This window comes from Duganella phyllosphaerae, assembly GCF_001758785.1.
Classification (GTDB): Bacteria; Pseudomonadota; Gammaproteobacteria; order Burkholderiales; family Burkholderiaceae_D; genus Rugamonas; species Rugamonas phyllosphaerae.
Genome location: NZ_LROM01000123.1, coordinates 1 through 20,376, shown reverse-complemented (window position 1 = coordinate 20,376; position 20,376 = coordinate 1). Strand labels below are relative to the sequence as shown.

The following is a 20,376-nucleotide window of genomic DNA, read 5'->3' as shown; positions in this document are numbered from 1 at the left end:
TCCGATGCGGCGGAACAGGTACAGCAGCACCGGCAGCGCGAACTTCTCGCCGAGGTTCATCAGCTCCTCGATCTCGAAGGTGGTGAAGGTGGACAGGTTCAGGCCATCTTCCTCGGCGTCGAGCAGGTGGCCCATCAGGCCGTCGACCGTGTACTGCTTGAGCGCCGCGCGGATATCATGATCCTGGATGGTGAGCGCAAACTCGGTCAAGGTGCGCGCGGCGCTGGCATGCATGTTCACCACGGCCCGGCCGATCTCGTTGCGCTGGTCCGGCGTGGAAGCGACGCCGTTGAGCGCCAGGATGGTATCGATCCACTCCATGGCCCAGGCCCGGTCGCTCTTGGTATCGAGGAATTGCAGTGGGCAAAAGGCCAGCCGGCTGTCGTCGGCGGCCACCGTGAAGTGAGCGCCGCCCACGCCCCTGGTGGTCGGGTACATCGACATGCCCTTGTCGAACACGAAAATCGACATGCCCATGTAGCGGCGCGCCTGCATGGCGATCAGCGCAAGCATGGTGGATTTGCCCATCCTGGTGGGACCAAACATCAGCGCATGTCCCAGGTCGCGCACGTGCAGGTTAAGGCGGAACGGCGTGGAGCCGCCGGTCACGCAGTGCATCAGCGGCGGCGACTCTGGCGGATACATTGGGCACGGTGCATGGTGCGCACCGGTCCAGATGGTGCTGGTGGGCAGCAGGTCGGCCAGGTTCATGGTGTGAATCAGCGGACGGCGCACGTTCTCCACCCCGTGGCCCGGCAGGCTGCCGAGAAAGGCGTCGAGCGTGTTGATGGTCTCGATGCGTGCGGCAAAACCGATGCGGTTGATGGCTTTTTCGAGCAGCCGGGCGGCGGCATCGAGCTTGTCGCGGTCCTCGTCCATCAGGATCACCACGCTGGTGTAGTAGCCCTGTGAGACCATGCCGCTGTTGGTCTCCGCGATGGCCGACTGGGCGTCCGCCACCATCGACATCGCGTCTTCGTCGATGCTGCCGGTGTTGGTGTTGAACACCTGGTCGAAGAAACCGCGCACCTTCTGCTTCCATTTTTTGCGGAACTTGTCGAGGTGCGCCACGGCTTCGTGCGGATCCATGAAAATGAAACGCGACGACCACCGGTATTCGCACGGCTGCTCGCCCAGCGCTGTCAGGATGCCGGGCGTGGACTCCAGCGGAAAGCCTTCGATGGCGACGGCCTGCACGAACTTGCGCCCGATTTTCGGCACGACGCCACTCCACATCTCCTGCCCGCCGATCAATGCGTCGAGGTACATCGGGTTGCCGGGCAGGAGCACCGGGTGGTTCAGGCCCGTGACACAGAACTGCAGCCAGCGCAGAAAGTCGTCGTGCGTGGCGGTGCCGCCGCCCTCCTGCGCGATCCGCTCGCTGCGCAGGCGCTTGAGGCTGACGGCGGCGGACAGGCGCGACTCGATGTTCATGCATTCGCGCTTGAAGTAATCGATCAGGTTGCGCGTGCGCGCCTTGCGGTCCTGCGGCGCCGCTTCGTCGTCGAACATCATCTCGACGAACTTGCGCTGCGCGAGCAGCGGTGGAAAGTACGTCACGGTCAGCACAAACAGGCCTTCGTACATCGTGCCAAGCTTTTCGAACAGGCGGCGGCGCTCCTCGTCCACGGCAGCGCTGAGCGGATCGGGGAAATGCGAGGCGCTCGCCGGTGGATAGCTGGCGGCGGCGCGGCGCACGGCATCGACGTGGATCATCCATCCGCTGCCCATGCCTGCCAGCGCCTGGTTCAGGCGGAACGACACCATCTCGCGCTGCTCCTCGGTGCTGCTGGCGTTGTCCTCGCCCTCGTACAGCCAGGCGGCCATGAAGGAGCCGTTTTTGCCGACGATGACGCCGTCGTCCACCATGGCGGCGTAGTTGAGCAGGTCGGCAAAACCGGCGCCTTTCGAGCGGTGGCGCTTGAGCTCCAGGTGGCTGCCGGCAGCGCGCAGCCGCAGGTACAGCAGGAGCAGCATCACGGCGCCGAGCAGCGCGATCACGGTGGTGATGATGGTAATGGCGGTGATCATTTGTATTGCTTTCCCTGGCTGTTCGGATTGACGCGGAACGGCGTGCTGCGCGCCGGGTAGTACGGCCGGTAGCGGCGGTGGCGCATGTACACGAAGCGCAGCTTCGGATCGGACTTGGCCATCAGCCGGCACAGGTACAGCGCGCAGAACCACAGCAGCAGGCCGACAATGGTGGCCCTGAGTTCCTGCGCGCTGAAGATCAGCGCGAACGCCATCACGCCAGAGAACATCACCAGCTCCCGGTCGCCGCCCATAAACAGGTTCTGGCGGTTGCCGGCCCGGCGGATGGGGATCGCGCGCAGTGCCATGATTACGCCACCCGGCTTGCCAGCGCAGCTGCGATGTGGCGCAACTGCGTGGTTGAGACATCCTGCAACGCTGCGATTTCCGCGCCACGGCCGAAGAAGGTGCTCATCACGTTTTGCGCGCCCACCAGCAGCGCCATCACCAGCACCAGGAAAATCAGGGTGCGGAAGAAGCCATTGAGGTCGCCGCCGAAGATCAGCACACCGCCGGCGATGACGATGCCGATGATCGACAGCGCAAATGCGACGGGGCCCGTTACAGAGTTGCGCAGGTTGGTGAGCCAGGACTCGTACGGCAGCGAGCCGCCGGTGCCTTCCGCCGCCCATGCCGGGTGCGGGGCCAGCACCAGCAGCGCCAGCAGCATCACGGCGAACAGCGCGAGCAGCCGGCGGCGGCTCCAGTCGGTGGGGATCATTTTTGCGGCATTCATGTCAGTCTCCTTAAATGGTGCGGGTGAGATATTGGCCGTCCTTGTAGCCGGAAATCTCGATGACTTCCTTGACGCGGCGGCCTTCGGGGGTGCGGGCGATATGAACAATCATGTGAACCACCTCGCCGATCAGCGGTTCAATGTCTGTAGGCGCCGCGTCGTTGCGGCTGATGAGGGACTTCAGGCGCCTGAGCGCCGCGTGCGAGTTGTTGGCGTGGAGCGTGGCCGCGCCTCCCTCGTGGCCGGTGTTCCAGGCGTCGAGCAGGTCGAGCGCTTCGGCGCCGCGCACCTCCCCGACCAGGATGCGGTCCGGCCGCATGCGCAGGATGACTTTGAGCAGCGCCGTCATCGTCACATCGATCGTGGTGTGGTACTGGACGTAGTTCTCGGCAGTGCACTGGATTTCGCCGATGTCTTCGATGATGCACATCCGCTCGATGGGATCGTGCCTGACCATCTCCCGGATGATGGCGTTGATGGCGGTGGTCTTGCCGGATCCGGTACCGCCGCTCACCAGGATATTCAGGTGGCGGTGGATGGCGTCCACCAGCGCCTCGTAATGGCGCTGCGACAGGATGCCCGCCTCCACGTACTCCTCCAGCGTGAACACGGCAACGGCCCGCTTCCTGATGGCGAATGTCGGCGCGGTGACGATGGGGCCCAGCTGGCCGGAGAAGCGTGAGCCGTCGATCGGCAGTTCGCCTTCCACCAGCGGCGTGCTGGCGGTGACGGTCTTGCCGAGCGAGCTGGCCACGGTGCGGATCAGCGCCTCGCCTTGCGCGGCGCGCAGGCTGCCGATGCAGCGCATCGATTCGCCCAGCCGCTCGTGCCACAGGCGCCCGTCGGCGTTGAGCATGATCTCCACCGTGCGCGGGTCGTGCAGCGCCGCCAGCAGGACCGGGCCCATGTCCCGTTCGAGCTTGCGCTGCGCGCGCGCCAGTGTTTCGTTGTCTGCCAGACCGTCCATGACTTGCCTCCGTCGATGGATCTAATCTAGCGCACGCAAAAACTGGCGGACACCGCAATCGGCACGAAATGGCGCGTAACGTGCGCTGTGTTTGAGCCGGCGCAAATCAGGCGGTCTGGACTGTTGAGGCGGGGAAAAGTGTGGGCGTGGAAAGTGGATTCAGTGAATCTAAGTTCGAGACGCAACAAAATCGCCGCTGACGTGCTTCCGTGTTGACCGGCAGGGAATTGCAAGCCCGATCATCACCACGTCCGGCCGGTCGCGGTCTCTGATCAAGCCCAACCCGGGGCAAGGCCAATGACGACATCCTGAACGTCACGATAGAACCTCGCGCAACCACCGCGCTGACGACCGTGGACGCCATCCTCAAAATTCACTGCATCGCCGAACAAAGCAGCCTGGCCGGGCATAGCTGGATTGAATATTGCCCGGCAGGCGGCAACAATCGTACGTTCGGCACCTGGGGCAACGACCCCGTCGGGACGGGCAATGGGCTGCAGGAAGGACTCGAGCTGGGCTACGATCCCACCCACAGCAGGACCGCTGCTATCGATGCGAACCAGGCTGCCAGGCTGCATGACGTCGTCACTCGCTACGCTGCACTCGGCAACGCCGGCTGGACGATCACCTCGCCCTGCTCCGCGTTTGCTGCCGAGGCCTGGGAAGCCGCGACGGGCGAGCGGCTGGCGCACAGGATTGCCGGCATCAGCACGCCAAAGACCCTTGCTGCCTCCATCGCGGCAGCAGACCGGCGGCAAAAGCCTGCGTACCGAAACGGACAAGACAAGAACAGGCAACCAGAGTCCAGTCATAAATATAGCTCGACACCGGGAGAAACCAAGCCACGAAAGCGTGGTCGAAGACTATGAGTGAAGTCCGCTACAATGAAATGCGAAGGAGCTACTGCCATGTTTTTCCACAAGATTGCTGAGACTAAGGACGTCTATTTTTCCCCTTCCGAAGTACAGCTTCGTGATGGCAAGCCCGTGCTGAAAATCGGCGGCCTGATTTTTCACAGCGCAATCGTCGCAGAGGACATCAGGGTCGTGCAGGAAGGTTGTACTGCGCGGATATTGATCGACATGGCGCTGACCAGCCCAGGGAAAAGCGGCCGCTTTGAAGCGACTGTGCCTTTGTCCGACAATGTTGAGCGCGTCGTTTTTGGATCGACGGGGAAAGAATTGTGGTGCAGAAAGTCCAGTGGGCAGTCCACCTGAGGCGGGAGCGCGCTCTGGAGAAAGCCAGCTGCGATCAGCGCCGCACTGCCTGCGTAGACGGAACGCGTACGGGTTTGACAGGCGGTGCCAAATCGCGGTCAGGAATCGCGGCCAGTATCAATTCGAGCATGCTCTCGAACGTCTGCGCCGCGCGCGTATAGGCAGCCACCTTGTCGGCTGGTGCATACACCATGTCCTCGATGAACCGCTCATACTGGCCAGCGAGCTCATTGCTCACCTTGGCAAACGCCATGGCATGGGCCAATTCGGATCGCGGAGCGGAAACAAACGCGGGATGTTGCGCGGCGAATTCGCCGGCATCCTTCGAGATGGCGCGGGCCACCAGGCGGCGGGTGTCTTCTGGATGGCGAATGAATTCTGGATGGGCTGCCATGATCCGCTCAACATCATAGAGGTGGCGCACCAGTGCGTGGTCCCATCCGGCCTGGTCGGCCAGCCCTTCGCCCTCCTTCATTTTCGTCAACTGCAGGGCGAGACGTCGCGAGAAGGACACCAACTTCTCGGCCAGAGCCTCGCGCAGGGAAACGCACACGATGTCGAGGGTATCTTTGTATGCGCCGAAGGCCAGCCGGTCGAACAGCGCGCCGATCGGCAACGAAGTCGACTCGGCCGCCAGTGTTGTGTGGTTGAGTTCAAAGAGCAGGTGCGGCCGCAGAGAATCCGGCTTGGCGAACACCGAGTCGTAAGTAATATCCAAGGCCGAGTATTTGTTGTCGTCGCGTGAGCGGCGAACCACCGAGCCGTCGCCAAATCCGCCAGCTTCGAGCGCGGCCACAATGGACTTGACGTAGGCACTCAACTCGCGGCGCAGGGCGGCCGTACCCAAGGCGGCGCCTGCATCGTTCGGCACGACCTTGAAGTCGACGTCCTCGGACATTCGATCGAGGATCCCGTAGGCTTTGGCCAGGCAGGTTCCACCGCAGAAAACCAGGCGAAAATACGCGCTGGCTGGCATCGCGGAAACGATCTTGATGGCGTCCAGAACATGGTAATCCTTCTCCAGCGCATAGGCCGGCAGGGACAGGTCAGTTTCGGCCGAGAAGTCCGATATCTGCTGAGCGATCGCTTGCGAAATAGCTTTCACGTCTTCTCGTAGCGGATGGTCTTGTTGCCGAAACCGAGGCGGCGCGATACGCGCGCCTTACCGACGCTGACGACGGCAGCCATAGGCACCTGGGTGGACGTGCCATCGCGATAAGCACGCGCCGAACTGCCCACGTCGGCCTTAACGCCCAGTTTCTCAAGCGCCTGCAATCCCACCTCCACCAGGCTGATGACCGGGACCGGCTTGCCTGAGATGCTCGATTCGCGGGCCTTGACGTAGACACCGTATCCCGCCTTGACGAGTTTGCCCTTCTTTGTGGCCTCGCGCAATGCGCGGCCCACCTGGTCATAGCCGCCAAGCTTGTCGAAATCCTTGCGCAGGAACACGTTGGCCTTGGAGCGCTTCAAGCTCTGGTCCAATCGTTCTTCAACAGTGAATTTTGGCATTGAAATATCTCGCAAAAATACGACAATAATGTCGTATTTTTGCATGCAGCGGGGTTGGGGTCAAGCGGATTAAAGGCATCGCTTAAAGCGGATTTTGAGAAGATTTTCGGCCAATGATCGTGGTTGAGCGATTTAAAAACTCTTACCCCATCGTGGCGGCAATTTTGCTAGTTGGCGGCATGCCATCTTCAATGGCGGTGGCCGCTTAGGCAAGCACCGCTAGCGCAGCAATCCACTTCAAATGATGATTGCATACCGTTTGCCGACAGTGTGTTGTGGCGACGTTAGAATCCAGCACCGTTTAGCACGTCCAGTATGCGCCACGGAACTGATGCATATAGTGACAGTGTGCACGTGCTACGCCTTTCCAATCATGGTGGTGACGCTATGTCCCAGCCTTTTTCCGATCTCTGCGACAAACTCTTCGGACAGCGGCGACCAGTTCCAGAACTCAAACGCCAGGGCAACAAACCTGATGTCCGGGTGCGGCCATTTCGGCAAAATACTGGCCTGCTCGCAATTGCTACAGGTCATGGTATCGCTTACTTGCTCGATCCACAGATTGCCTGCAGCGTACAGGTCATCGATGGGCATCGGAGCTGCGCATGCGGGACACGGGACCGGACCGAACCCGCCCTGCATATTGACAATGGCCCATCGGCTCGCGACTACCCGCATGCCATTGACCGCATCCCGCGAGAAACCCGCATAGTTCCCGTTGGAGGCGTCATTTTCACTGCCGCCGCACGCCTGCATAAAGCGTCTTCCAGGTGGATAGCAGGCCCCGTCCCCAAGACAGCAGTCGCACTGCCTGTCCTCGATGATCTGCTCTTCCGCCAACCACGCCACAATGACCGCCGCAAGTTCACGAGCCTGCCCCTCGGTGGTCACTGCCTCGTCAATAATCGCTTCATTCCAGTTGCCCATGGCTCTTCCCTCAATCGCCAATTGGCGTATCAGAGCACATTAATGGAAACAGAGCCTTGCGCACTCCCGCCACGCCTGAAATATTTGACGCCCTGTGTGGCCCTGACGATGCTCGGTGCGGTCATCAAGTCGCTGAGGGAATATTGGCGATGATTTCAATTAATTGCTGTGAATGGATTCCAGAGTTACTCAAGTGCCCTCTCGCCTAATCAATGCGCGTTGATGCATCGAGCACCGCTGGGTCGTTCCAGAGCAAATCAATCGCCACCCCCAAGTGGTTTGCAGGACAGGCTAAAACCACGGCGCCGAGCGTAGTTGTACTGAGAGTCGTTTCTTTGCGTAGCAATGCTACGGCGGCTTCCGGATCCCAATCCCACAAGAAACTGATTGCAGCGTCAACCATCACGCCGCTTTCCAGGTAGTCGAGAAGGCATGGAGCAGCGCTCGGCCCGAAACGCTCCAGGAACTGCTCTTCGTTCAACAGCGCCATTTCCGATACAAGTGGCATCACCAACGAGAGCAGCGGCACCCGAAATGCCGGCGGCAGGGTTTCCGGTATTGCTGCCAGGTAGAGAAGATCTTGATTTGTCAGGGAGTTCAGTCCATTGCTGGGATTAAGCTGTCCCAGCAGCCATCGGCGTACTGGCGAAAAGCGCACAAACTGATCCGAACTCGTACGCTCGAACAGCAAAAAGGACGGCCATAACGTCGCCGCTCCCTCCGAGTTATTAACGCTAATACGTTCTAATAAATTTTTTGACACCCATGATTCGCGTGCAGAACCGGTGAGAAATAGCCACCATGAGGGTTCAGCTCATCGTCAACGGCGAACTCGTCAATCGGGAAGGCCAAACGCAGTTCATCGCTACCTGTGTGAAAAGTTGACTGGTGCCAGAGCGAGGAAGATGTTTGCCAAGAATCCGCTACGCTTCGATCTGCATGACCTTGGCGGCCAGCATATGTATACCTCCGCGTGATCGCTTACTTACGCCGTCTGGCCAGATTGTAAGTGATTAAATTTTTTCGAAGATTGTGACAATCCGCGTATTTTTCCTGGAGGCAACCTGTTATTCTATGGACGTTACCAGCTTAGTGCTGGCTTTCAGGTGTGTCTCGATGTAGTTTTATTCAAACGAGGTGTTAAATGGCAAAATTTCGTGTAACAGTTAAGTATGGCAATCCGGGTGAATACAAAAACAATAGCCAAGATGTGAATGTTGAAGCTGGCAGTGAAGCCATCGCGATAGAACTGGCTGTTAACAAGTTCAAGAACAGTAATGCTTCCTACCGGAATAAAGAAGTGGATGTTGTTCGAATCAAAGAAATTTGAAGACTATCCGATTGAGCCGAATTCCCCCCTTCCCTCTTCTTATTTTCAACCGCAAACTTAATTCGTCACCATGTCAAAATTTAGCTTCTCAAAAGTTGTAATAATTCAGGCACTTGACCAAGGCGACGACAAATCTGAAACCAAGCTCGGCCAGTTCATTGATAGCCTTAGAACCTCCCATCAGAACGTTCCGAGGGTTAGTTAATAAACTTGCAATGCCATCAAGAATTCCTTGGTGTTATCGAGATACTTACGACGGAAGCGGAACAAGGCGATGAATGTCCGATTATCCAGATCGAAATGCACGGCTGGGACGACAAGTCCGGCCTAGCGTTTCCGGATGAATCATCGTTACTTTGGCACGAGCTTGCAACCCCATTCGCAAAGCTAAACAGGGCAACGGGATTCAACTTGCTGGTTTGCATGTCCGCATGTTTCGGCGGCCGGTCACTTTCATTTGTAAAACCTAACAGCCCCAGCCCATCCTAAGCATCATTAGTTTTCCATGCTTCCGATTGGGCTTTAACGGAATGCTGTGAAATCCTGACTGCGCGCAATCGTGCATGAGTTGTCCGGTAAAGAAATTTTAAATTTTCAAGTCCCCTATAAAGTTAAGGGGACCTCGAAAAACCGTAGCGAGCGGTTCGTTATCGTCGCGAGTAGCGCAAGCGTACGGCTGTACGCTGAGCAACGGAGCGGCGATAGCGGATCGCGCAGTAGGTTTTTCGAGGTACCCTTAAGGTAGTTCCAACACATCGCGTAGCTCATCTGCTGCCGGATCCAGTGCAAGTATTTGCGACATGATCCGGCTGTAAACGTCGCCCTTGTTCGAATTTGCGCCCATGTGCTCAACATAAAATTGCTTCCAGTCAGCACTGTCATTCAGCGAGCCATTGAAATAGTCAAAGTGGTCGGCCAATTCCATCGCGTTACGCGCGTGAATTCCGCATATTTCTATGGTCTGACTGCCCTTGGAAAATCCAAGCTCGGGCGTTGTAGATAGGACGCGATCAAATTTGTCGCGCACAAAATGGTCGGACCACAGATCGTAATGCGGGTGCACTATTCTGTAATTAGACGAGCCTGGTAACGCGTGGTCCAAGTCGTCTTTCAGCGGGAATACTGTGACCTTCTTGGTGCCCTTGGGGCCGTTGCACTGCTTACACGCCAGCGCCAGATTGCGCAGTTCGAAGACCAGTACACTTTTACCGTCCTTGGGATTGATGTGTTCCAAGTCGTGTGTCATTTTGTGCTTCGTGATGCGGTCGCCGCAAAAGCAGCAATATCGCCTCTGCGCGACGGTGTATAGATAATCCTTGAGCGAGGCGGTGAATTTTTTTACCAGTTTTTTTTGATCATGGGTCAGTGGACTTTTGTCCTTGGTGACGATCCACGCCTTATCAAGATGCTTGTCTGCCAGAGCGCTCAACGCGGCTTGGTCGTCCTCGCTGATGCCGAGTAACGCGAAGGACACCGATGATATTTTTTTGGGCGACTTAATCAAGATTGCTCTCTTGCCACCGGTAGGCCGAGGACCTCTTGGGCGTCCGCAATTAGCTCGAGGATGCGCTCGTCACGGATCCCTGCGTTGTGGTAGACCGTTCGTAGATCGTTCAGAGCGGCGCTGACCCAAGATAACTGACCTGGGTCCCGCTCGGCGCGCATGATGAGCGACAGAATCAGCCTCGACACGTACATGCTGTCGCGTACCGCAACGCCGAAGGCGTCAAGTAACATCTGGTCAACGGATGCCGCCGGGTTGTAGCGTTCGAACGCATTCTTAGCGTGCGAACCGATAGGTAGGATCTCGAGAGATAGCTCACGCGCTCTTTGCGCAACCAACGCAGAATGCGTGGCAACAAAGACGTGGCAACCGGTGAAAGCCGCAAGGACATCATGCATCAGGTCAAGAAATTCACTTTGCCAAGCTGGATGTAGGCTGAGTTCAGGCTCGTCAATGAGGATTAGGGCATCGTTTTCCGCTTCTGCAACAAGGCTGAAAAGCGAACTGAGTAACTGCTGCTGACCTGAGCTTGCATCCATAAGGTCTAATTTTCCACTTCGGCCGGCGATACCGTGGCGTCCTTGACGAGGAGTCAGCATGCAGCCATCGACCCGAAGCATTCCGAGGCGCGTCAGCACGATTAGCGCATCGATCTGCTCATTCTTCGGTGCTAGGTCTGCAAGGTGGAGTTCTACGACATATTTGGAGGGAAAAGCCGGCCGCTTGGGAAGGCGGACAGCAAGCGGTGCGATGGTCGCCAGAGCCATTTCTAGTCGACTAACCAGTGCAGTTTCGGACTGCCCGTGCAGCTCGCGGTTAAGCCTATGCTCTTGCGGCGAAATTACTGATTTGTTTCTCAACTTTGTGATCAGGTCGGCAAAAAAGCTGTCACTCCGATCGCTGTTCCTCGCACCCCACATTAAAGGAGACTCTTTGAAGGAAAATTCCAGTTGGTCGATAAAGCCTAACGCGGCGATTGCTTTTTTCAAGGCGGGCGCCCGGCGTGGATCGAGCACCAGCGCACGTAATATCCGTTCAACTGCGTCCCGCGAAGGCGAAATCTGGTATCCACTGCCTTTGGTCGCCCCGATTGCAACATATTTTGGGCGGTGTGGCGCGAGGTAGTCGTCCAACATCCCGGCAGTGCGGGCCTCGCGCGAAAAACGCGAATACGGACTGAACGTCTGCGTAATAACCCGGCTGGGCGCGGCTACTGACTGTGTGCTCAGTTCAACGCGCTGCTTACTTAAGACTATCTCAACGGCTTTGAACTGCGCAGCAAGGTCAGCCAGAATGCTCGATTTACCGCTGCCATTTGGTCCGATCAAGATGCTGACATGGTTTTTGCCGCCGATTGGTTCGGATAAATGATAGGTAAGGTCATCCCGAGTAATCTTATTAATTGAAAAGGTCATGATTAACGAATGGTTGGGTTTAGCCTGAAACTTACACTAAAAGCCGAACATAGCCGAAGCGCTATCGACGTGCGAAACGCAGCATATCATCTTGCGCAGTAGAAATACTCTCACACTCTCACGTTGCCGTCCTGTGTAATCATGTCGCAGTTCGATAGTCCCTCGTGACACGGCGTCCAAGGTCTCCGCCTTCGGGCTGTTGATCGCCCGTTCTTGCATTACGCCTTTCAGCGGCCGGGCGTGTTGCCGTCGGCACCGCCGCTGATTTTTTGCTGGGTGTAGCGCCATTTCACCTGCGAATTTTAGGACGCCGTTTTCGTTCAGGATGCTGCCTGCCCCAACACTCGGCGCAACGTGGGTCATAAGCACGTTTTCCAGTTTGATTTTGTCGTATTTGACGCGCTCGTCCTGGCCGTCGGCGTCAGAATTCGAACTTAGCCTTAAGGATCGTCTTGCCGCCCGCGCATGCCATTGGCGGCGGCCACAATGTGGGCGCGGAACGCTTTGATCCACGTCATGATCCGGTTGACCGATCACATTTGAGAAATTGCTATAAAACTTGCTGTTCGATGTCGCGCGGTCATGCCTGTACGCACATCGGGAGCGCGTGCGACACATTGATGTTGAGCGTGTGGCATTACGTAGCCGCGTCCACGAGCTGTTCGTTGAGAGCCGCAGTTCGGCGGGGAGCCGCAGCATCATGGACATGATGCGCGAGGAAGGCACGGCTATTGGCCGCTACAAAGTTAGTCGTCTGATGGAGGAGTTGGGGCTGGTCTGCAAACAACCTGGAAGGCACGCCTACAAGCGGGCCACAGTGGAGCGGATCGACATTCCGAATCATCTCAACCGAGAGTTCACGGTGGAGGCGCCAAATCACGTCTGGTGCGGCGACATCACCTATGTTTGGGCGCAGGGGCAATGGTATTACTTGGCTGTGGTGTTGGATCTGTTCGCTCGCCGAGCGGTAGGCTGGGCATTCTCGCCACGGCCCGATGCCGACCTTGTTGTGCAAGCGCTGGAAATGGCCTTCGAGCAGCGCGGTCGACCGCAGGGATTGCTGTTCCATTCGGATCAGGGAAGTCAGTACGCTAGCCGAAAATTCCGTCAACGATTGTGGCGCTATCGAATACGGCAGAGTATGAGCCGTCGGGGAAATTGTTGGGATAATTCACCTATGGAGCGGCTGTTCCGCAGCTTCAAAACGGAGTGGCTGCCGTCGACTGGTTACATGACGGCACGAGAAGCACAACGGGACATCAGCTATTACCTGATGCACCGGTATAACTGGATACGAGCGCATCAGTTCAACCACGGACTGGCGCCGGCCGTCGCCGAAGAAAAACTTAACGTAGTGTCCGGGATGGGTTGACCACTACATACAGATTGTAGTTTTTCATTTGCACAGAAAACTAACAATCATCTATCCGTCCTCCCTTCGGCCAAGCCGAGGAATAAAGTTACGGTACAAGTCCTCAAGGCGTTCTGCACGGTGCGCAGCACGCGCGCGTCGTCGCCGAATGTGTTGGTCACGAAGGCTTCCAGGTCATCCCGGATACCGTCGTCATTGCGGTCGGGACCAGCGAGTTCGGCAAGTTCGCCAGGACCGGCAGTCTTGTCCGCATCTGCTGCCAGTGCACCGGAACAGGCAAGGCTTGCGACGATGGCGATGCACCAGAAGCGGCGCAGACCGCACGTAGCAGATCTCAAAGCAGAGGTGGTGTTCGACATGGTGGTACTCCGTTCGTTGTTCGAAGTTCAACCATAGGCGCTCCAGGCATCGTCCCCTTGCAGAAAAGCAAATTTTCATGGGATAGCCCCTGCTGGAGCGACGCCCGGTAACACCTCTTGCGACTAGTATTCTTCTGTCGGTTTGGACCAGGCAGGTCGCTCGCCTTCCGGGATGTCCGGCTGAGAGAACGAGTCGATCAGCTTACCGGTAGCGAAGTCATACAGCGACAGGGTTCCGGCGAAGTGCAGGCCGCCACAATCGATCGCCAGTTGCTTCCCCCCGTTCCAGAACCAGTAGCTTCGTATGAACGGCGAGCACTTGATACGCCGGTATCTGCCACCCCTGTAGGCCATGAGCGTGTCGGCGGTGACGTGGCGCTGGCCGTCGAGCTCCCAGGTCTCCCGCACCAGCCAGGCAGCCGTGCGCCTGTCGCCCGAGAGAGCGACGTTCATCGCGCGGCCATTGGTCGTCAGCCGTCGTTCGCCACCCTGTGCCAGCGATACATGGGCATTACTTTTACGGTCCAGGAAAATGTTGCTGAAGGTCTCGGCCTTCGCGCAGGCATCGCCGCAGAACATGAACAAGACAAGCAATAGGACACTTCGCATCGCATCGGCCTCCTGGTCATTTAACGGGATTTTCACTAACAAAGTGGCGGAGCACGATTAATCAGCGCCGCCGTCCACTATCTGCTTTGAAATGTGTGCGCTGCCGCCTGTCTTCGCGCCGGGTCAAGTCTGCAATTCAGCGCTTGAGCTTCCTACGATTTTCCTCGTCCCAGCGCTTGACCGTAAACGCTTGGAAAGGAGTAAGCACGGCACTCACGCGTACATACCCATCGGGCAGGCTCTGCGTGGTTTGTCCATCCATCAGCGCCGCCATGGTGGCGTCATCGAGGTCGGTGATTTCCAGCAGCGCCGGCAGCGCGGTATTGAGTGCGCGGGCGATGGCATCAAGCACCTTGAGCGAGGGGTTGGCTTTTGCGTTGGTCAGGTCGGACAGGAACGACACCGAGATGCCAGCCTTGTCGGCCAGTTCGCTCTTGGTCATGCCCTGCTCATCGAGCGTGCGCAGCACGTTGGTGAAGAATATCTGGTTGTACATGATGCGATGTGCTGTCCTTTGCGCGAATTTCGTCCCAGCGAAATATGGAACATCGGCCGGCGGTGACCGCTAGCGCCTGATACCGCGCCGCACTTGCTGGCCTTCCTGTTCGCAGCTTGCCTTGCCCTGGGCGTATTCGATCCGCGCTGCTGCGCCGTGCGCAGGCGTCTGCGCGAAGGCATCGGCGTCGTGCCTGACGAGTGACTGCCCCGACTGCTGGAAAACCGATTGCCTGTCCGCATGGACGATGACGCCAAGATGAGACTTGGCCTTGTCCGCTGGCTGCGCGGCGTCGAGGCGGTAGATGCCCGGCTTGAGCTGCCCTGCCTTGTCGACCTTGTTGGTCACCCATTTGCCGTCGCTCTCGCTTTGCAGCAAGCGCTGGCCGTTCATCACCAAGACCCTCTGGCTCATCTATCTCTCCCGGCATGGCGCGTCGTCGCGGTCACTGTCGTTTCCCTTCACTATAGTCTTTTGTCGCAGGAATTCTGCCGCCGATTGCGCCGGAAACCATCTGCATCAAGTGCAGCATCTCGGCGCGGACTGCAGCAAGTTCCGTCTGGCTGGCTGCGTCCTTTGCCGCCTGGGGAGCATTTGCGGCATGGGTGCGGTCAAGCTCGGTGCGTAGTTCGTCGGCGCGCCGCTGGATCTCCACCGCGCGCGCTGACTGGGTACGTACTTCTGCCTGCGCCGCGCTCAAGTCTGACGACATCCTGGACATCGACTCCAGGTGGGCGTGGGCCTCGGCCTCCAGTTCGGCGATGCGCTGCCGGCAAGCTGCTCGTTCATTGTTGGAATGTTCCAGTTCAGCCGCCTGTGCCTCGAAGGCTACAACCATTTCGCGGTTCAGTTGTTCGGTCTCGGCGCGCTCGGCGTCCCACGCCACCTGCATGTTGGCTATGCTCTGGCTGGCATGGTGCTGCGCGGCGCGCCACAGTGCCTCCAGCCCCGCACGGTGGATGTCTTGCAAAGCTGGTGGCACATCGACCGGGGCCGGCTTGGGGCCGGCCAGGTGCGCACGGCGCCAGGCCTTCATGACCTGGCTGGCGTCGTTCATGCTGACGCGCGCCGCCTTGCGTACGGCATCAACGGTAGGAAACTGGATACCGCCGCCCTGCTCGAACAGAGCGTCGGCAGCGGACATGATGCGGGTTGGAATATCGGTATCGGTGTTCATGAGGCGCCCTCCCATAGGAAGAATATTATTCTTATTACTGGCGCGGACCTTGCGGCGTATCAAGCAGTAGTAATAGCAATAATAAGAGTAGTAATAGGAATACTATTCTTATTACTATTATTCGTGCCTGGAAGGCACGAGCTTGTAGATTCGACAGGTGGCTGCCCTTCACCCAGATCGGCGCCTGATGAATGACGAGCAGGAACATGGACTGGACCGCATTGGCGGCAAGGTCGGTGAACTGGCAAGCGGAATACCCGTAGCGCCGGCGCCAACGGTGAAAGTGCGCAGCAAAATTAAAATGAGATAAATCGTTTCCTGCATCAGACACCGCGCCAGGCATCGCCATGCAAATCCGACAGCGCCACCTCTGCGATGCGCCCGTCATCGTAGCGCACCCACGCCAGCTTGCGGCTCGACGGGCGGCGCATCAGCAGCTCGCACGATAGCCCTGAGTGCGTGAACAGCAGCACGCCTTTGAAGGCCGGCTCCCTTGCCTGCCGCGCCAGCGAGGACGCGTCAGGAACGCTGTCGCTGGCCGCCAGTTCCTGCGCATCATCGTCCAGCGTTTCCAGGACGATCGACTGGGCCAGGAACTCGCGCAGCAAGCGCACCGATCCGCGTGTGATTTCCTGCTGATCGTCGTCTAACCAAGCCGTCACCACGTCGGGCCGGTCCCTGTAAGCCTGCACCAGTTCATTGACCAGCGAGACGTCGCGCACGCGCGCCGAGCTGAAAGCCCGCGCCACCGGCTCCGGCAGGTCGAGCAGCATGGCATGCTGGGTAATGTAGGCAGGCGACTTGCTGATGCGCTGGGCGATCTCTTTGCGGCGCAGCCCGCGCGCCAGTTCGCGCCCGATGTAGTCGGCGATCTCGCGCGCCGTCAGGTCGTTGCGCTGGAGGTTTTCGATGACCTGGTCGGTCTCGTTGTAGTCGTTGTCGATGAAGGCGGGAATGGTGAGCAGGCCGGCCAGGCGCGAGGCACGGAAACGGCGGGCGCCGTGGTTGACGATGTAACGGCCCGGCATGCCCGGATGCTCGCGCACCGAAATCGGCGTCTTGACGCCGCGCAGCCGGATCGACTTCGCCAGTTCACCCAGGCTGGCGGCGGAAAAGCCCGGGCTGTCCGCCGCGCGCGGCTGGTGCGGATCTTCGTCGACGAGATCGAGCGGCAACTGGAGCGGTGAACCCCGCGTCGCCGGCTTTAACATGGATGTGCCATCGTGTTGCCCTCCACCATTGCTCAATTCCACCATGCTGACCGGGCCGCCAACGCTCACCTTGAGAAAAATCAACTCCAGTAACGCGCGTGAATTTTGCGGCTGAAACAATCACGACCACTGCTGCCGGCAAGGTTGCCTACCACATTTGATCCATTCGATATTTCCGTCGCCTTTCGCTTGGCCCCGTGCGCCAGCCCTTCCATACTGGCCTCGTCATTTCGACATACTGATCGCGCTGCAGTTCGGCGCATGACCAACAGGAGGCTATGATGAGCGAACGTATGCTGCATTTCATGGGACCATCGCGCTGGGACGAAGTCGGCGCCATCGTGGGGGACAGGGTCGCGCTGCTGGAGCTGCGCGCAGCCGTCGATACGGCGCTGAGAACCGGCGCGGGCGGCACGTACAGTTTCCAGTCGGACGGCGAACCCTACGCCCTGGTGGTGGCCCTCGAGCAGGACATGCACCCGGTGCACACGGCATACGCGGCCGAGAAGCCGAGAGGCCGCTCCCTGCGCGAGACGGTCCCGATGCGGACCGTCGCCAACTTCAACGACGGCTATCGCAAGGCGCTGGAATTTCGCGACCATCTTTTCAGGGGAGATGTCATCGTTCCGGCGCTGTCGGTGGAGGTCATGAACGACAACGCGCAACCGTCACACGGTGCCTGACCATGGAAGCCCAGGACACCTTCAACGCCCTGGGTGCGGCCACCCTGCTCCATGCGGACGTGGAGACGGTGCTGGCACTCGCCCGCAAGGGCGAGTTGCCGGGCACGAAGATCGGCAAGTCCTGGGTTTTCCTGCGTACCGACATCCTCGATTTTCTGCGCGAGCGCATCAGGCACGACACCGCGCTGCGTCTGCAGTCACAACGAGCAGCCTCACTGCCCGCGCCTGCCGCCCTGCTGGTGCCACGGCCTGCGTCGCGCAAGCGGCGAGAACTTCCCGTGCTGCCATCGCTGTCGGAGCCATCTTTCCTTTCCGCGCGCGCCGGCACCAAGTAATCTTCTACCAGAGATGGCTGGCCAAGTCGCTGCCGCGCAGGTTCGCATACCGTTTGCAGTGAGAGACCGGCAGCAGTTCGATGCGCTGCGCGCCAGACTTCTATCGCGCGGAAACTTCAAGGAACAGCGGACGGCAAAGCATCGCCTCTACTTTCTTGGCGGGTAACATGGAACGTGTCCACGATCAGGAAGCCGTGATCGAGGCCGGCGAGGCAGATCCGGATTTGGCCGGCGTCTATTTACTTGGCAAAGACATCCAGCGTGTAGAGCGGGGACGCAACGCGTTGCGGAAGAGCTTTACTCGGCAGGTTGACCACGGGCGTGGTCATGTTTCCCCACTACGTTTTCGACGAAACAGCACGCGACAGCCCCATGCGACGACCGTTGCCAGACCCACAGCTATCAGGGTCAGCTTCGCCCATCCGGACCATTGCAGCCAACGTATGTACTCAGTATGCGCATTGTCCGCAGCAGCATCGAAGCCGCGCGCCCGACAGTCCTCTTCCACCTGCGGGCACGCCAAGGCGACCTCAATTTCGATTGAAAACTCAGGACAACTTCGACTGACGCTTACCCAACAAGCGAATCGCGCATTGTGTGCCTCTAGCGCCGTCTTCTCGACCCGATGCAACATGGCTTCCACACCCAACCATGTCAGGGTGGCAACCAGCAGCGGCAGGCCAATCAGAAGCCACGGAAGACGCCCGCACCGATTTGTCGATCTCATATCACTGGCCTTATCGCTTAGGCTTGCTAATCTTCAGCAACTGCTGCACATCTGTCCAGTCCAGCTTAGTTCCGCGGTTCGGAAGATCATACATGAACATGAGGCTGCGGATGTCGGGATTGTGTGTCGAGATCGGCCAGAGGCCGAGGTAATGCCCAACCTCATGCGCAACGGTTGTCGTATTAAAGCTTTCCGCACGACATCGCACGACACCGCGCTGCACCTCGCTACCAGAGATGGCTGGCCAGATCGCTGCCGCGCAGGCTCGCATACCGTTTGAGCTGGCGCAGGTCGCGGTGACCGGTGATGCGCGCAATGAGCACGTCGGTCAGCTTGGTTTTTTCGTAAAGCCGGCATGTCGCTTCGTGGCGCAGATCGTGGAAGTGCAGCGTTGGCGCGCCGGCCGCCTCGAACACCAGTGCAAACACGCGTGACAAGTCACGCGTGACGACATCGAGTTCCTTCTCCGCGCGCGTGCCACTCCAGTAGGGAAACAGCCGTCCGCTGCGCTCCCTGATGGCGGCGCGGTCGTTTGCCATGTGGTCCGCCAGCGCCCTGGTCGCGGTCGAAGACAACGGTACCTGGCGCCGGTCGCCGTTCTTGCTGCGATCGAGGTAGATGGTGCGCTGCTCGAGGTTTATCTGCGTCAGGTCCAGCGTATAGCACTCGCGCATGCGCATCGCCGTCTCCAGCGCCAGGATAAAAAACGTCAGCTCCACCGGCCGGTCGGCCAGCACCTCGCGTATTCTCGCCTCCTCCTCGATACCGAGCCGGCGGTCGCGCTCTTCGGCCACCTTGGGCTCCTTGCCGCGCGCCGCCAGGTAGGCCACGTCGTCTGGAGTGTAGGTGGCGAAGCCGCGCTTGAGCAGCCGCAGGGGATTCTGCGCCATGATGTCCGGATGCTTGCGCAGCATCCAGTCAAAGCACCGGGCCAGCGCGCCATGGCGGTGGCGGATCGTCGATGGCGACAGGTTCGCTTCGCGTTTCATGCTGCGGATCCAGCTGTCTGCCCATTCGTAGTTCAGGTAACCGGTACTCACCTTGGCCAATTGCGGCTGTATTGTGTCGAGCAGCTTGACCTCGGAGAGCGCGAGCGCGTTATGCCGCTGGTATTCGACGATACAGCGGGTGACAGTCCAGATTTCCCGTGAGGGCGTCGTTCGTTCGAGCAGCATGGACGGCACTATTCCCTGCCCCAGCAATGCCTCAAGCTGGTGCGCATACGACTCGGCCTGCGCTTCCGTATCGAACGTGGCCCACAAGGTTTTGGGCAACAGGCGATGGCGGACGCAGATCTGGAACGTGCCGGACGAGAGCTTTTTGATCGTAGCCATACCCACGATGATAGCGGGGCGCGGCGGAAGTGCGACGGCAAGATGGCCGTCGCATGCGAGGTATACCTCACTTTTTTGCGAGGTATACAGCCATGTTGAGCTTGCTCAGAAAACGCTAAGTACTTGATTTTATGGAGGCGAGGATCGGAGTCGAACCGACCTAGACGGCTTTGCAGGCCGCTGCATAACCGCTTTGCTACCTCGCCGGAGGAAGACTTGACACGAGAACACAGCCGGTTATGTGCTGTGCTCCGAATTCTGGAGCGGGAGAAGAGTCTCGAACTCTCGACCTCAACCTTGGCAAGGTTGCGCTCTACCAACTGAGCTACTCCCGCATAGGAGTGATGATTTACAGCGCCAACCCAGTCTTCCGAAAGAAAACTGGAGCGGGAGAAGAGTCTCGAACTCTCGACCTCAACCTTGGCAAGGTTGCG

23 protein-coding genes, 2 tRNA genes and 1 pseudogene are annotated in these 20,376 nt (G+C 58.8%); 6 read left to right on the top strand and 20 right to left on the bottom strand.

Annotated elements, in window-relative coordinates; translation table 11 throughout:
• The 4 genes from DUPY_RS21460 to trbB form a co-directional block, all read right to left on the bottom strand.
• Nucleotides 1-2,031, bottom strand: a 2,031-nt coding sequence (locus DUPY_RS21460) for a VirB4 family type IV secretion/conjugal transfer ATPase (protein WP_070250896.1), incomplete at its 3' end; no start/stop codon positions are given.
• Nucleotides 2,028-2,339: a conjugal transfer protein TrbD gene (locus DUPY_RS21455; protein WP_070250894.1), complete on the bottom strand. Its 312-nt coding sequence runs from the start codon at nt 2,337-2,339 to the stop codon at nt 2,028-2,030. The genes DUPY_RS21455 and DUPY_RS21460, both read right to left, overlap by 4 nt.
• A gap of 2 nt (nt 2,340-2,341) precedes the next feature.
• Nucleotides 2,342-2,767: a conjugal transfer system pilin TrbC gene (gene trbC / locus DUPY_RS21450; RefSeq protein ID WP_208600079.1), complete on the bottom strand. Its 426-nt coding sequence runs from the start codon at nt 2,765-2,767 to the stop codon at nt 2,342-2,344.
• Between the two features lie 10 nt (nt 2,768-2,777).
• Nucleotides 2,778-3,734: a P-type conjugative transfer ATPase TrbB gene (gene trbB, locus DUPY_RS21445; RefSeq protein WP_070250892.1), complete on the bottom strand. Its 957-nt coding sequence runs from the start codon at nt 3,732-3,734 to the stop codon at nt 2,778-2,780.
• Nucleotides 3,735-4,087: 353 nt separating this feature from the next.
• On the opposite strand from trbB, the gene DUPY_RS28065 reads away from it, so the two are divergent.
• Both DUPY_RS28065 and DUPY_RS21435 read left to right on the top strand, forming a co-directional pair.
• Nucleotides 4,088-4,603 (top strand): hypothetical protein, encoded by a 516-nt coding sequence (locus DUPY_RS28065; RefSeq protein ID WP_141749633.1) that lies wholly within the window; start codon nt 4,088-4,090, stop codon nt 4,601-4,603.
• A 39-nt stretch (nt 4,604-4,642) separates the two neighbouring features.
• On the top strand, nt 4,643-4,951 hold the full coding sequence (locus DUPY_RS21435; RefSeq protein ID WP_070250888.1) for a hypothetical protein: 309 nt from the start codon (nt 4,643-4,645) through the stop codon (nt 4,949-4,951).
• Nucleotides 4,952-4,985: 34 nt separating this feature from the next.
• On the opposite strand, the gene DUPY_RS21430 is transcribed toward DUPY_RS21435, so the two are convergent.
• The 4 genes from DUPY_RS21430 to DUPY_RS28060 all read right to left on the bottom strand — a co-directional run bounded on the left by DUPY_RS21430 (nt 4,986) and on the right by DUPY_RS28060 (nt 8,153).
• A complete protein-coding gene (locus tag DUPY_RS21430) occupies nt 4,986-6,056 on the bottom strand; it encodes a nucleotidyl transferase AbiEii/AbiGii toxin family protein (protein WP_070250886.1) in 1,071 nt (356 codons plus the stop codon).
• Nucleotides 6,053-6,463 carry a DUF6088 family protein gene (locus DUPY_RS21425; RefSeq protein WP_070250884.1) on the bottom strand — a complete coding sequence of 137 codons (411 nt, stop codon included), beginning with the start codon at nt 6,461-6,463 and terminating at the stop codon, nt 6,053-6,055. Before DUPY_RS21425 ends, DUPY_RS21430 begins: the two co-directional genes overlap by 4 nt.
• Before the next feature lie 357 nt (nt 6,464-6,820).
• Complete coding sequence (locus DUPY_RS21420) at nt 6,821-7,390, bottom strand: hypothetical protein (protein WP_070250882.1); 570 nt, start codon at nt 7,388-7,390, stop codon at nt 6,821-6,823.
• A gap of 205 nt (nt 7,391-7,595) precedes the next feature.
• Nucleotides 7,596-8,153 carry a hypothetical protein gene (locus DUPY_RS28060; RefSeq protein WP_141749632.1) on the bottom strand — a complete coding sequence of 186 codons (558 nt, stop codon included), beginning with the start codon at nt 8,151-8,153 and terminating at the stop codon, nt 7,596-7,598.
• Nucleotides 8,154-8,534: 381 nt separating this feature from the next.
• On the opposite strand from DUPY_RS28060, the gene DUPY_RS28055 reads away from it, so the two are divergent.
• Nucleotides 8,535-8,720, top strand: a complete 186-nt coding sequence (locus tag DUPY_RS28055; protein ID WP_141749631.1) for a hypothetical protein — start codon at nt 8,535-8,537, stop codon at nt 8,718-8,720.
• Between the two features lie 736 nt (nt 8,721-9,456).
• Here DUPY_RS28055 and DUPY_RS21410 read toward each other — a convergent pair.
• Together DUPY_RS21410 and DUPY_RS21405 are read right to left on the bottom strand one after the other, a co-directional pair.
• Nucleotides 9,457-10,224: an HNH endonuclease gene (locus tag DUPY_RS21410; RefSeq protein WP_070250878.1), complete on the bottom strand. Its 768-nt coding sequence runs from the start codon at nt 10,222-10,224 to the stop codon at nt 9,457-9,459.
• Nucleotides 10,221-11,639 carry an ATP-binding protein gene (locus tag DUPY_RS21405; protein ID WP_070250877.1) on the bottom strand — a complete coding sequence of 473 codons (1,419 nt, stop codon included), beginning with the start codon at nt 11,637-11,639 and terminating at the stop codon, nt 10,221-10,223. Before DUPY_RS21405 ends, DUPY_RS21410 begins: the two co-directional genes overlap by 4 nt.
• A gap of 565 nt (nt 11,640-12,204) precedes the next feature.
• On the opposite strand from DUPY_RS21405, the pseudogene DUPY_RS21400 reads away from it, so the two are divergent.
• Nucleotides 12,205-13,011: pseudogene (locus DUPY_RS21400) on the top strand (IS3 family transposase); the annotation flags it as partial.
• Nucleotides 13,012-13,058: 47 nt separating this feature from the next.
• On the opposite strand, the gene DUPY_RS21395 reads toward DUPY_RS21400, so the two are convergent.
• From DUPY_RS21395 to DUPY_RS21370, 7 genes are all read right to left on the bottom strand, one after another.
• The gene (locus tag DUPY_RS21395) at nt 13,059-13,370 is read right to left on the bottom strand and encodes a hypothetical protein (protein ID WP_070250875.1); all 312 of its coding nucleotides are present in this window, start codon (nt 13,368-13,370) and stop codon (nt 13,059-13,061) included.
• A gap of 123 nt (nt 13,371-13,493) precedes the next feature.
• On the bottom strand, nt 13,494-14,015 hold the full coding sequence (locus DUPY_RS21390; RefSeq protein WP_141749630.1) for a hypothetical protein: 522 nt from the start codon (nt 14,013-14,015) through the stop codon (nt 13,494-13,496).
• A gap of 100 nt (nt 14,016-14,115) precedes the next feature.
• Nucleotides 14,116-14,475, bottom strand: a complete 360-nt coding sequence (locus tag DUPY_RS21385) for a transcriptional regulator (protein WP_056153981.1) — start codon at nt 14,473-14,475, stop codon at nt 14,116-14,118.
• A 69-nt stretch (nt 14,476-14,544) separates the two neighbouring features.
• Nucleotides 14,545-14,889: a KfrB domain-containing protein gene (locus tag DUPY_RS21380; protein ID WP_056153977.1), complete on the bottom strand. Its 345-nt coding sequence runs from the start codon at nt 14,887-14,889 to the stop codon at nt 14,545-14,547.
• A gap of 31 nt (nt 14,890-14,920) precedes the next feature.
• A complete protein-coding gene (locus DUPY_RS21375) occupies nt 14,921-15,652 on the bottom strand; it encodes a DNA-binding protein (RefSeq protein ID WP_084640838.1) in 732 nt (243 codons plus the stop codon).
• Nucleotides 15,653-15,686: 34 nt separating this feature from the next.
• A complete protein-coding gene (locus DUPY_RS28050) occupies nt 15,687-16,001 on the bottom strand; it encodes a hypothetical protein (protein WP_141749629.1) in 315 nt (104 codons plus the stop codon).
• On the bottom strand, nt 15,976-16,863 hold the full coding sequence (locus tag DUPY_RS21370; RefSeq protein WP_070250872.1) for a ParB/RepB/Spo0J family partition protein: 888 nt from the start codon (nt 16,861-16,863) through the stop codon (nt 15,976-15,978). The genes DUPY_RS28050 and DUPY_RS21370 overlap by 26 nt, the downstream gene beginning before the upstream one ends.
• Nucleotides 16,864-17,144: 281 nt before the next feature.
• Between DUPY_RS21370 and DUPY_RS21365 the strand changes: the two genes are divergently transcribed.
• Together DUPY_RS21365 and DUPY_RS21360 are read left to right on the top strand one after the other, a co-directional pair.
• The gene (locus DUPY_RS21365) at nt 17,145-17,546 is read left to right on the top strand and encodes a hypothetical protein (RefSeq protein WP_070250871.1); all 402 of its coding nucleotides are present in this window, start codon (nt 17,145-17,147) and stop codon (nt 17,544-17,546) included.
• A gap of 2 nt (nt 17,547-17,548) precedes the next feature.
• On the top strand, nt 17,549-17,881 hold the full coding sequence (locus DUPY_RS21360; protein WP_070250870.1) for a helix-turn-helix domain-containing protein: 333 nt from the start codon (nt 17,549-17,551) through the stop codon (nt 17,879-17,881).
• Nucleotides 17,882-18,835: 954 nt separating this feature from the next.
• Here DUPY_RS21360 and DUPY_RS21355 read toward each other — a convergent pair.
• The 3 genes from DUPY_RS21355 to DUPY_RS21345 all read right to left on the bottom strand — a co-directional run bounded on the left by DUPY_RS21355 (nt 18,836) and on the right by DUPY_RS21345 (nt 20,277).
• Entirely contained in the window at nt 18,836-19,942 is a 1,107-nt protein-coding gene (locus tag DUPY_RS21355; protein ID WP_070250869.1) for a site-specific integrase, read from the bottom strand.
• Nucleotides 19,943-20,074: 132 nt separating this feature from the next.
• Nucleotides 20,075-20,148, bottom strand: a tRNA-Cys gene (locus DUPY_RS21350).
• Nucleotides 20,149-20,201: 53 nt separating this feature from the next.
• Nucleotides 20,202-20,277: transfer RNA gene (locus tag DUPY_RS21345), tRNA-Gly, on the bottom strand.
• Nucleotides 20,278-20,376: the final 99 nt, after the last annotated feature.